The sequence below is a fragment of the Cohnella herbarum genome (genome assembly GCF_012849095.1).
GTDB lineage: Bacteria > Bacillota > Bacilli > Paenibacillales > Paenibacillaceae > Cohnella > Cohnella herbarum.
In genome coordinates, this window is the sequence record NZ_CP051680.1 from 3,648,364 (window position 1) to 3,660,295 (window position 11,932).

The following is an 11,932-nucleotide window of genomic DNA, read 5'->3' on the forward strand; positions in this document are numbered from 1 at the left end:
ATATATTCTCCGTACCGAGGGATTTGTTTATTCTCCTTAAACTAATTGCCGGAATTCCTTCGCAGTTCCAGTGATTATTCCGCGTTATTCGCTTGTTCAATTACGTACGATATGAGCGCAGATCTATCAAACTGACACTGTCCCCCACTGAAACGTTATCGCTACAATTAAGTTGAAAGGAGAACTCCCCTGGAACATATCGCCGTGGACGATGGAAATATGACCCGGCTCAAAGTACGAATAAGGAGACTGCCTATGATACGTATAACCAGCCAAACTTCGCTCGTTGAGCCTCCGCGTTGGGCGGAATTGCAGCGACGATTGTTCGTTGCCATGGACCGGGCTTACGAGCCGATCCTTGAACGGTACGTCCGCGAGGACGGAAGCCTGATGTGGCCTACGGATCCCGATCATCAAGGGATCGACGCGCTCGATGACGCCTACGAAAGCTTTCACAATTGGCCCCTGCTCTACTTATTGGGAGGTAACGATAAATATTTGGAGTTATCGCTACGGGAATACGATGCCATCACCGAACAATTCTCGAAGTACGGCAGCGGGCATGGGCACCCGATGGCCGTCAAGGAATACGAGCAAGGCTACGACTGGTTTCACCAAGGAGAAGGGTATTTATTTTTCTATCATCTCAATCTCGCTGCGCCGCATGCCCCGAAGAACAAAGATAGATCGATCCGCTACGCCGGCTTTTATTTGAACGAAGATCCGGAAGCGCCCAACTATGACGCAAGCTTGAAGCTGATTCGCTGCGCTTACTCCGGCAGCATGGGACCCGCCTACCGTAATTTCACCGGCGAGCCTTGGGCTTACGAAGATTGGAAAGCTTTTTACGGATTGCCTTTTTCCGACGTTACCGGAATTTCCGAGATCGAAGACATCCGCGATCCGGACAAAGCAGCGGCTATGGGTGCCGTCATGCGGGAACGTATGTCCCACGGGGACGTTATCGTAAATCTGGCTGCCACGACGATGGCCGCCAACGCGTTCCTTCATACCGGGGACGAGAAGTACCGAACATGGGTGAAAGAATATGTCGAGGCTTGGATGGAGCGCGCTCGAGAGAACGGCGGCATCGTGCCCGATAACGTCGGGTTGAACGGCCGCATCGGCGAAACGATGAACGGCAACTGGTACGGCGGTTACTACGGTTGGACGTGGCCCCACGGCTGGCTATCCGTAGGCGAAGCGTTGTTGATCGCCTCGGAGAACGTGACGCTGCTTACAGGAGATCTTGCCTATCTGGATTTCGCACGATCCCAAATCGTACGGCTAGCGGATTTGGGTATCGAGCACAAGGGAACGCTGCGCGTTCCTTACAAACGCGGCGATATCGGTCTGAAATGCCGATACAAGCTATGGATTCCGGGCGTCCTTCAGAACGACGATGGCGAAATTGTCTCGCGGGACGGTTGGTTCGAATTTCAACCTATGGATGCTAAATTCCCACTTCATCTGTGGCATCTATCCCAAGACCGCAAGGACCTGGAATTGGCACGAAGGCTTAAGAACAACGATAGACCGGAGTGGGAGCAAGTTGTCGCCAAGCCCGCGAAAGACCTCGGAGGGCATGACGCGCCTTGGGCCTCGTTCTTGAGCGGAGAGTTTCCGGACTATCCAGAGCGTATTCTCGAATATAACTTGGAGCAGGTGGCGCAACGACTGAAGTTCATCTCGGAAGATAAGCAAGACCCCTCGTCATACACCGACTCCTATTTGCAAGCCCGCAACCCGATTACGGTGGAAGGCTTAATGCAGCTAACGATGGGCGCTCCATTGCCTGCCTATAACGGCGGTCTCGTCATGGCCACCGTCTCCTATTGGGACGTTAAGAGGAATCGTCCCGGATTGCCCGAAGACGTCGCCGCGCTCGTCGAATCGATCGAACCCGGTCGTTTCAAGTTAACGATCGTAAACTTAAATGCTTCGGACTTGCCGCGCGAGTTAATTATTAAGGCAGGCGCTTACGGCGAACATCGTTTCGTCAAGGCGCGTTTCGAGGGGCGATCGGTAGAGATCGGTGATCGGCAATTCAGCCTCTTGCTTCATCCATCAACCGTTATCCGACTTGAAATGGAGGTAGAACGTTTTGCATATGATCCGTCCTATGGATAACCGTCCCTCGCTTAACCGAATCATCGGCGGATTTCGCTGCGGCGGCGGGAACGGATTGGCTTACGGATTTGGAGCAGCATGGCTCGGCCGCAACGGCTTGGCGCCGGAGTCGGTCGCGGAAGACGTCGCCGTGCTAGAGCGAGCTTACGAACTCGGCTTTCGTTATTATGATACATCCATCAAATACGGGAATAGCGAGTACGTCGTCGGCGAGTTTCTCGCGGGCAAGCGCGCGGTAAGAGATTCGCTGTTCGTCGCGACCAAGTCCGACATTCCCGAGGCTCTTTCCCCCGAAGACGCTAGCGCTTACGTTCTCTCCAACCTTGAAGCCAGCTTGAGCAGACTTCGATCGGACTACGTGGATTTATTCCAGATTCACGACGTTTATACACTGCACCAAGTTACCGCGGATAACGGCGTGCTAGCGACTCTTCGGAAAGCCCGCGATGAAGGCAAGGTTCGCTATATCGGCATGGCCACCCGACCATTGGATTTGTTGGAACGCTCCGTATCCGAGCTAGGGGTCGACTCCGTGCTCACCTATTCGGACTATACGCCGATCGACCAAAGCGCCGGCCCGCTCATTCGATTAGGGGCCGAACGGGGCGTTGCCGTCATTAACGGAAGTCCGTTGTCGGCGGGCATGCTCGCCGGATCGGACCCGCGTACGCTCGAGGTCCCGGAATGGCACGAGGAATCCGTCAAGCGACGTTTGCTCGCGACTGAGGTATACGACCTCTGCGCGGAATTCGGCGTGCCGATGCTGGCGGTCACCCTGCAATATCCATTACGTCGCCCGGACATTAGGATGAACTTGACCGGGCCGAAAAACGCAGAAGAATTGGAATCGACTATGGCGGCTTTGCGCCAACCGATTTCCGCAGCTTTCTGGGAACAATTAGATTCGCGTAACGCCGGACTATTCGAACCACCCATTTAGGAGGAATGATCATGAAGGTCGCCATTGTCGGAGCCGGCTCCATGGGCGCCGTCAATGCGGAAGCTCACGCCAACAATCCTAACGCCGAGCCTACCTATCTGCATAAAGAAAACGTACTGAAGGCCGCCTCCTATGGCAAACACGTCATTTGCGAAAAACCGATCACAGGCAACTTTGAAGAAGCCCGGACTATGAATAACAAACCGAAACTGTTGTTGATCGGCCTTGAAGGGCTGAACCACTGGCCGGGCTTTCCGGAATTCGATACCGTTGGAATCGTGGATCTGTACAATGAAGCGAATGAGTCGTCGTGGCTGCTGGAAGAGTTGGAAAAGCTTCCGCTATACTCGAGCTTGGATGAAGCGTTGGAGCACACTTCTCCCGACGTCGCGGTCGTCAGCGTCCCCGGCGGCGGCAAGACGACGATCGATGCCGAAGCGAAGTTACTAGCCAGCGGAATCGACGTGCTGGCCAAGAAATTGCGGCTGAACGCAATGAACGATGTAGACCGGCTGAAGCAAGCTTGCGATCAAGGGTCTGGCCGCCTATACGTCGGAGAGCATTATCACTACCTTCCCTCCGTTCGGTCGCTGAAGAAGGCGGTTCAAGACGGCAAACTCGGGGACATCGTTCAAGTGACATGGCGTTGCCTTCTGCCTTACGAGAAATACGACTGGATGAAAGGATACCGCCATCTGGCGATGGAGGATCTTGCTTATCACCATCTCGGCGTGCTTCACGACGTGTTCGGCTTTCATCCGTCGACGGTATATGCGCAATCCTACGAGCCCTCTTTTTCACAGTCGGCGACCCGCACGGTCGTCTCCATGCTGGCCGAGACCGAGGAAGGTTATCGGTTGAACTATCAGACGGTGTGGTGCTCCAAGCTTAAGCCGTTCTCCTATCTCGGGGAGCTCTCGGTCGAAGGCTCGCAAGGCTCTGTCGAGCTGACTGAAAAGGGCCTTAAGCTGTACTCCTACTTCGGACGCAAACGCAAAGTCGAGCAGCTTGATGCCCGATACGACGGGCCTTGGGGTTTGCTCTCCGAATGGCTAGAGTTCACGGCTGGCTCCACCGGCTCGCCCTTCACGTTCCAATCGTTCGAGCCGGTTTTGCGCGCGATCTACCGCGCGGTGGAATCCTCCGAACGGCGCATCGTGATGTAAGTTGAAGCTTCGCAAAAACAGCTTGAAGAATGGAAAGAGGAACGCGATTATGATGCAACTGACGCACATGAGACCCGACCAAATCCAAGAAGCCGTGCGGAACGGAACGCCCGTCGTCATGGCGGCCGGAGTGATCGAGTACCATGGCTACCACCTTCCCATCGGCACGGACATCCTGCTCGCGAGCCATGTCGCCGAGGAAGCCGCCCGCCGCTCGGGCAGCATCGTGGCGCCTCCGCTCGCATACGGTCCGACGCTAAGCTGGGCGGGAGGACCGGACGAGGGGGAGATCGATTTCGATCCCGCTGCCTTCAAAGGTTACGTGAAGGAAGCGTTGCGGGGTCTGTTGAAGATCGGTTTCCGCAGGATCTACATCCTCCAGCATCATCAAGGCGCCGAAGGCTTGCAATCGCTCGCTTGCCGGATGGCGGCTGCCGAGCTGATCCGCGAGACGACGGCAGCCTGGGGCGCCGGCTGGGGGCGGAAAGCGCCGGACGATACGCCGGAGCCGAATATTTTCGGCTTGATCAAGGTTGCCGGCTTAGACGACTTCGGCGATTACGCCGCCGGAAACCCGGAACGGATGCCCGTCGGCCACGCCGGTAAGGGAGAAACCCAGCTCATGATGGCCGCCGCCCCGGAGACGGTACGCATGGAGCATTTCCATTTGAACGGATCCGATTTGCCGGAGTGGCTGCTCGATACTCTGGAGGCGACGGAGTCGGAAGGCAAGCGGTGGATCGAATTATGCGTCGAGGGCTGGACCCGCGAGCTTCTTGGATCGCATTAAAGAACGAGCTGCCCCGTGTAGGGACAGCTCGTTGCTCCATCTCGGACTTTATTTCTTTTATTTCTTAAACTGGCTATTGTACAGATCGTTAGCCTCCTGCGTCCACTTCGAACCGCCGTTGTCGTTGAACCACTTGACGTAATCGTCGTAGTACTCGAGCGGTTTCTCGCCGGAAATGACCTTGATCATCGTGTCGGTCCATTTCTCTTGGTTGCGTTGGTCCAATTCCGAAGAGGACGGCAGCGGTAGGCCGAATAGCGCGTCCGGCTTATCCGTCGTCAATTGCGTCCAAGTCGTCGCGATGTCCGGGTCGGTGAACTTGTTCGTGACTTCGATGTTGGCGAACGGAGCGAACGGCCCCCCCGCTCCCATCGCGCCCATCTTCTTGCCTTCGGCCGTCTTCACGTCGTCGTAAGGCTTAATGAACTGCGGCAAGCCGTTGTCGCCGAGCTTAAACGAAGTGCCTTCGATTCCATAGGCGGCCGTCAACCACTGCTGCTCATTGCTCGCGATCGCTTCGATCATCTGCAGCACCTTTTCCATCTTCGCCGGATCGTCCTTTAGTCGGGCGGACATGGCGAAGAAATTTTGCCGCGGTCCCCACGACCAGAAGCCTTGCTGGCCGCTCGGCCCGGCAGGCGCTTTTTCCCATGCGAAAAGGGCGCTAGGAACGTTCTTCTTCAAGTTGACGTCCGTCGGTTTCTCCGGTTCGCCCGGCTTAAGCGGTACGGCATCGCTAATAAAACCATTCGATCCGTTGACCAAATACTGCCCTTTCTCCCACTTGCTCGTGAACTGTTCCCCTTTGTCCGTGACGAACGCGGGATCGATATAACCGGCATCATACCACTCTCTAAGCTTCGCAAGCGCGTCCTTTGTACCCGGCAACAGTTCTCCGCGGACTACGGCCCCGTTGCCGTCCAATTGCCAAGTGCCCGGCATCGAGCCATAGGCTCCGAACAACCAAGTAAATTGGTTCCAGGCAAAAGCGATATCCGTGCCGGTGAACATTTGCAGCTTCTTGAGCGTCGGATTCGTCGCCTTGATGATGTCCTTCTCTTTGTCCTTCACCGCTTTGAAGGCCGCATCGAATTCTTCGATCGTCGTTGGCGTCTTCGCGATGCCGACTTGATCGAGGATGTCCTTGCGCCATTTCATCGCCGTATCCCAAGTAATGTACTTAATATACTGAGGGATCGCGTAATTTTTGCCGTCGTAATTGGATAATCCCCATAAGTCCGGATTGACTTCGTTAACCGCCTGATAGATCGAGGGCGTTTTCTCTTGAAGAAGCTCTTGGGGAAGCTCAAGCAGCAAACCCGCTTTCGCGTACTCCGTCACGTCTTTCGGGTCCGGAAGACGCATCACGTCGGGCATGTCGTTGGAAGAAGCCAGCAGCGGCAGCTTGTCGTTCTTCGCGTTAATGAATTCGATATCGACGTTGAACTGCTTCTCGATTTCCTGCTCGATCGTGCCGTCGGCATCAAGCTCGGTCTGGAAGTTGCCGTGCCAGGAAATTTTGATCGGTTCGGCCGGCTCCGCGCTGGCGCTCTCGCTGGGACTCGCGCTTGGACTCGCCGATGCCGAAGTGGTGGAGGATTCGACCGATCCCGACGTGCTTTCGGGTGATGCGTTGCCACCGTTGTTATTGCTGCAGGCGCTAAGAAGCAGCGTGACCATCAACAATGCGCTGAACAAGATGCGGACTCTCTTTTTTCCCATGAATGCGTAGGCCCCTCTCTTAATTGGAAGTCCCCTCGGGGATCTCCCCCACAATGTAGCGGACAATGCCGGTTAGAAAATAGTGACAATTCGGTACATCGCCGTGAAATTCGTACGTTCTATTCCTTAATCGAACCGAACAGAATTCCTTTGACGAAAAAGCGTTGAATGTATGGATACGCCACGAGCATCGGAAGGATGGACACGATAATGACCGCGGATACGATCTGCGTCGAAGTCGGTTGCTCGGTGACTTGCGCGATCGCCCGGGCGAAGCTCCCTACCTGCGTCAAGTCGTTCTCAACGACGTATTTCCGCAACACGAGCGGCAGCGTCACCTTATCCGGGCTGTTAATGAACAAATACGGCGAAAACCAATCGTTCCACAGTTGCACCGCGAGCCATAACCCGACCGTAGCCAGAACGGGTTTGGATAAGGGCACGATGATCGTGCCGAACACCCTGAAATCGGTAGCCCCGTCGATCTTGGCCGACTCTTCCAGCTCTTGCGGCACCGCGAGGAAGAAGTTTTTTAGAATGATGATGTTGAACACCCCCGTCATGACGGGGAGCCAGAGCGGGATCCAAGTATCGATCAGGTTCAACTGCCGAACGACCAAGTAATACGGAATGAGTCCTCCGTTGAACACGATCGTGACCGTCAGCAGGCCGAGCACCGACTTGCGGAACGGAAATCTTTTTCGGGACAGCGTGTAAGCGGCGCAAGCCGACACGAGCAGCCCGAGGAAAGTTCCGATAGCGGTTACCGCGACGATGTTGACGTAGCTGCGCAGAAAATGGCGGTCTTCCCAGATGCCTCTATACGCGGTGAGCCGAAAACCCTCCGGCCAGAGGTGCAGTCCCGTCTGATTGGCGGCGACCGGAGAGCTAAGCGAGATGTTGAGAATATACAGGAACGGATAGATCGTACCGATGCAGATGAGTACCATCACGGCTCCGTTTACCCAGTCGAACCAGTTTCTTTTGCTTCCCCAAGTCATGGGTACGATTCTCCTTCCTCAGAACAAGGAATACTCGTTGTCGGTCGCCCGGCGGACGAGCCAGTTGGACAAGACGATCAAGACGAGGCCGACGAGCCCCTTGAACAAGCCGATCGCCGCGGTCTGGCTATACTGCATCTGAAGCACGCCCGCGCGCACGACATACGTATCGATGACGTCCGCCCATTCGTACACTTGCGGATTATACAAGTTGTAGATCTGATCGAAGTTAACGCTCATCAGGCTGCCCGCGGCGAAAATCAACGAGATGCCGATCGCCGGACGCATCCCGGGAATCGTCACGTAGCGCATCCGCTGGTACCTGCCTGCTCCGTCGACGACGGCGGCTTCGTACAAGCTCGGGTTGATCCCCGCGATCGCGGCGATGTAGATGATCGTCCCCCATCCGATTTCTTTCCATAGATTCGATGCGACTAATAGTTGGATAAAGTGGACGTGGTCGGTCAGAAACTGAACCGGTCGGCTGCTTCCCCAAGATTCCAATAAACCGTTGACGACGCCGTCGATCGAGAAAAACATCAGGATCATGCCGGCAATGATCGTCCACGGGAAGAAGTGCGGCAAGTAGCTGACCGTCTGGACGAGCTTGCGGAACTTGCCGCCCCTCATCTCGTTAAACAAAAGCGCCAGCACGATCGGCCCTGCAAATCCGGAAATCAGCGTCAGGAAGCTGATAACCAGAGAGTTGCGGATGAGGCGCGTGATATCCGAATACGTGAAGATTTTCTCGAATTGCCCCCACCCGACCCACGGACTATCCCATACGCCCTTGCCGATGTTGTAATCCTTGAACGCGATGACGAGAAACCCCATCGGCACGTACAGGAACAACAGGACGAGCACGACCAAGGGCACCAGCATGAGCGTCAATTGCCATTGCTTGCCAAGTTGATAAAGCGGCGCATACCATCGTTGCGTACGGGTCGACACTGGATGTTCCTCCTATTGCTTTTTGAGTTACTCCTTCCAATCAAGACTCAAAAATCCGGTTTTCAGCACCGAGAAGGTTGGATGAAGCTTAGGGACTGAGGAACGGAGCGTAGGAAAAACCTACGTGAGTACCGGAAGGCCCGGCTGAATTCAAGATTCGACGTCGAATCCTCTTCTTGAAACCTCTTCGTGATCAAAAACGGACTTTTTGAGTTCCCCTTCCAATCAAGACTCAAAAATCCGGTTTTCAGCACCGAGAAGGTTGGATGAAGCTTAGGGACTGAGGAACGGAGCGTAGGAAAAACCTACGTGAGTACCGGAAGGCCCGGCTGAATTCAAGATTCGACGTCGAATCCTCTTTGAAACCTCTTCGTGATCAAAAGCGGACTTTTTGAGTTCCCCTTCCAATCAAGACTCAAAAATCCGGTTTTCAGCACCGAGAAGGTTGGATGAAGCTTAGGGACTGAGGAACGGAGCGTAGGAAAAACCTACGTGAGTACCGGAAGGCCCGGCTGAATTCAAGATTCGACGTCGAATCCTCTTCTTGAAACCTCTTCGTGATCAAAAGCGGACTTTTTGAGTTCCCTCTCAATAAGGGTTTTCCCAGGATGGCGCTTGTTTGACAGTCCCCGCCGCCCCGTTCTGCTCCACGATGCGGTCTTTCACTTCGTCCATCCGGTTGTTCACGATAATCGTGCCTTTGCCTCCGGACACCCGGACTCCGATCGAAGCATCGAACGCGTAGTTTCCGTCGACGACGGTGAACGCGGCGTCTTTCACGTCGATCGCGCCCTCGTACGGAATTCCTTTTTCCTTCACGCCGAACCAGGTATTGTAATATTGGTTAATGTCGCCGGATTTCGTCTTCGCCCAGATTTGGTTGCGGCGTACCGTATTCGCGAAGAACCCCCCCGTATCCGCAAGAACTTCGTCCCCGTACGAATGACCTTTGCCCACGTTCCCTTTCAGGAAAATGCCGCCCGAATTCGCCAAATAGTTGGCGTAAATCTGGTTGTAGGCGGTGATCGCCAAGAACGGATGCTCCGAATCCGTCCAATCCTCGATGCCCCCGAATACCGTGATGCTTCCCGATCCGTTGATCTGATTGCCGGCGACGACGTTGTCTAGCCCTGCCCCGTAGGAAAATTGCAGATTCCCCCGGGAATCGCTGATCCAGTTGTTGACGAACAAATTTTTGACCGCCGCGCGGATAACGTCGACGCGGCTTCCCGAGTCAGGCACGACCGTCCATTTCCGATCCAGATCCAGCTTTCCGTCCGCCGTGTTGCCGACGACTTTGCGGTACTGGCCCATGCCCGTGCCGGACGTGACGAAAGCGTAGTATTCTACCGCGGTCGTCGTAATCTCCCCGTCTTTCAAGCCGAGGGCGGATCCGACGGTAACCGAATTCGTCGTTGCCGATTTGATCTTGCCAGCGAACAGGGGCTTCACGTATCCGTCCTCGGACATCAGCATCTCCGAGCCGTTCGCCCTGCCGCCGGTATGGGAAATGACGTTGCCTGATATCCAGTTGCGCCACATGCCCATCTGCGAAGTAATCGCGCGTCCGCCGTTCTCGATCCTGTTGTTCTCGATAATCGACTCGGCGATCGAATTGACGAAAATGTTGTCCGAGCTGTTGTTCACCGCCGTCTCGAATTCGTTGTTCGCGATGCGGGCGTGCTTATGGGGTTTATCGCCGGAAAGCATGAACAACGATTGATCGCCGACGACCCTGCTGTCCGCGAGCGTGAAGCCGTCCGTCGAGGAGACGACGAGTACCCCGCCCATGTAGGCGCCCCACCATTCTTGGGGAGGGAACGCGAGCATATGGCGGTTTACGATCTCCGTCCTTCTCAGGAACGTGTCGCGAACCGTCGTTTTTGGGTTCTCGTTACCGACCAACACGCCTATGTCAGCGCCGGCTCCGGCGAGGACGGATAAATCCTGCAGGCCCGTCTTGTCATCGAGCCATACCATCGGCGTCCGGTCTTTCAAGTACGGTCCGTAATCTCCCGCGAAACCTCGCACCCAGGTCGGGGAGGCAAACATGTTCGCGATCGGAAACGAGCCCTGAAGCGGCCGGTCCGGATTGACGACGAGCTGCGTCGCGGCTTTGCCCGATCCGGCGAGCACGACGTTCGGTTTCACCCGGATCGTCTTGGAGATGGCCAGATTGCCGGGAGGGAGCAATACGATTCCGCCGCCCTTGGCCGCCGTCTGGTCGATCGCTTTCTGAATTTTGTCCGTATCGTCGGAGAACCCGTCCGCCTTCAAACCGCCGACGGAATCGATACGAACGTTCACCGGGCCTCCGCTCTGCGGAGTTCCGAGCTTAATGTTGCTCTCTTGCGCGAGCTTCGCAGTCAGGCCGCGGGATGCCGCGACATCAAGCGCGATCGGCTCGCTCCAACCTTGCGCGCCGCCGTACAGCACGTGCACGGCCAGATCGTAAGTGCCCGCCGGAAGCTTGGCGGGGAGCAGCACGTTCAGCACGTATGGCTTCACGTTCGCTTGCTCTTGCGTTTCTTCCATGAGCGCTTGAGCCCATTCGACCTTGCCGGTAACGCGGTTCTTCAAGGCAACCGGGTAATCGTAATCGGGGCCGGCGACTTCGAATTTCGTCTCCAGGTTGCGTCCGAAGACGCGGATGCGCTCACCCGGCAATGCGGCGGATGCGCTGGCGAAATAGAGCTCCGGCCGGTTGAGCAAATAAGGCGAGGACCATCCCGCGGAGTTTTTCGCCCAGACGATCGTCGGGACGACCGCGTTGCTAAGCGACAAGTTCGGATAGCCGATCTGGCCTGCGGCGATCAGATGCTCTTCGGGAGTGCCGACCACCGTCGTCTTGACCGCCCCTTCCGGCGGTATCGCGGGCAGCGGCGATGCCGGATTTCCGTAAGCGGCCTTTAATTGGGCTGCGTCGTCTTTCGCGGGGCGAAACAGCCAAATTTCCGTGCTTTCGGTGAACCGATCTCCGGTCAAGACGAACGTCCCGCCCTCGTCGACCCCTTCGGTCGCGTAAGAGATCGCCGGAGGACCGGAATCTTGCGAAGCCGCACCCGCCAACCCGGCGGGCAGCATCAAACATGCGGCTAGCCCCAACGCGATCATTCTCGATAAAAAGCGCGGTTTCCTATCATTGCCTCTCATGAAACAAGTCCCTCCCAATGGGTCGTCGCAATCGGGAACGGATTCGGCCATCTTGTCGGCATCGGTCTTCGAAGTTGCG

8 protein-coding genes are annotated in these 11,932 nt (G+C 55.9%); 4 read left to right on the forward strand and 4 right to left on the reverse strand.

Features of this window, described 5'->3' with window-relative positions:
- Positions 1-255 precede the first annotated feature (255 nt).
- From HH215_RS16185 to HH215_RS16200, 4 genes are read left to right on the forward strand one after another with little or no spacing between them, the layout of a single operon-like run.
- On the forward strand, positions 256-2,130 hold the full coding sequence (locus tag HH215_RS16185; RefSeq protein ID WP_169280844.1) for a DUF8034 domain-containing protein: 1,875 nt from the start codon (positions 256-258) through the stop codon (positions 2,128-2,130).
- Entirely contained in the window at positions 2,111-3,070 is a 960-nt protein-coding gene (locus tag HH215_RS16190; protein ID WP_254450578.1) for an aldo/keto reductase, read from the forward strand. The genes HH215_RS16185 and HH215_RS16190 overlap by 20 nt, the downstream gene beginning before the upstream one ends.
- An 11-nt stretch (positions 3,071-3,081) precedes the next feature.
- The gene (locus tag HH215_RS36865) at positions 3,082-4,236 is read left to right on the forward strand and encodes a Gfo/Idh/MocA family oxidoreductase (protein WP_169280846.1); all 1,155 of its coding nucleotides are present in this window, start codon (positions 3,082-3,084) and stop codon (positions 4,234-4,236) included.
- Positions 4,237-4,285: 49 nt separating this feature from the next.
- Positions 4,286-5,026 carry a creatininase family protein gene (locus tag HH215_RS16200; protein ID WP_169280847.1) on the forward strand — a complete coding sequence of 247 codons (741 nt, stop codon included), beginning with the start codon at positions 4,286-4,288 and terminating at the stop codon, positions 5,024-5,026.
- Between the two features lie 57 nt (positions 5,027-5,083).
- Here the strand turns inward: HH215_RS16200 and HH215_RS16205 are convergent, their stop codons facing one another.
- The 4 genes from HH215_RS16205 to HH215_RS16220 form a co-directional block, all read right to left on the reverse strand.
- Complete coding sequence (locus HH215_RS16205) at positions 5,084-6,748, reverse strand: type 2 periplasmic-binding domain-containing protein (RefSeq protein ID WP_169280848.1); 1,665 nt, start codon at positions 6,746-6,748, stop codon at positions 5,084-5,086.
- Positions 6,749-6,867: 119 nt separating this feature from the next.
- Entirely contained in the window at positions 6,868-7,749 is an 882-nt protein-coding gene (locus HH215_RS16210; RefSeq protein ID WP_169280849.1) for a carbohydrate ABC transporter permease, read from the reverse strand.
- 18 nt (positions 7,750-7,767) lie between these two features.
- Entirely contained in the window at positions 7,768-8,700 is a 933-nt protein-coding gene (locus tag HH215_RS16215) for an ABC transporter permease (protein ID WP_169280850.1), read from the reverse strand.
- A 588-nt stretch (positions 8,701-9,288) separates the two neighbouring features.
- Positions 9,289-11,853 carry a glycosyl hydrolase family 28-related protein gene (locus HH215_RS16220; RefSeq protein ID WP_169280851.1) on the reverse strand — a complete coding sequence of 855 codons (2,565 nt, stop codon included), beginning with the start codon at positions 11,851-11,853 and terminating at the stop codon, positions 9,289-9,291.
- Positions 11,854-11,932: the final 79 nt, after the last annotated feature.

Coding starts and splice junctions, on each gene's coding strand:
- HH215_RS16185 (WP_169280844.1), top strand. CDS start 256: ATGATACGTATAACCAGCCAAACTTCGCTCGTTGAGCCTCCGCGTTGG.
- HH215_RS16190 (WP_254450578.1), top strand. CDS start 2,111: ATGATCCGTCCTATGGATAACCGTCCCTCGCTTAACCGAATCATCGGC.
- HH215_RS36865 (WP_169280846.1), top strand. CDS start 3,082: ATGAAGGTCGCCATTGTCGGAGCCGGCTCCATGGGCGCCGTCAATGCG.
- HH215_RS16200 (WP_169280847.1), top strand. CDS start 4,286: ATGATGCAACTGACGCACATGAGACCCGACCAAATCCAAGAAGCCGTG.
- HH215_RS16205 (WP_169280848.1), bottom strand. CDS start 6,748: ATGGGAAAAAAGAGAGTCCGCATCTTGTTCAGCGCATTGTTGATGGTC.
- HH215_RS16210 (WP_169280849.1), bottom strand. CDS start 7,749: ATGACTTGGGGAAGCAAAAGAAACTGGTTCGACTGGGTAAACGGAGCC.
- HH215_RS16220 (WP_169280851.1), bottom strand. CDS start 11,853: ATGAGAGGCAATGATAGGAAACCGCGCTTTTTATCGAGAATGATCGCG.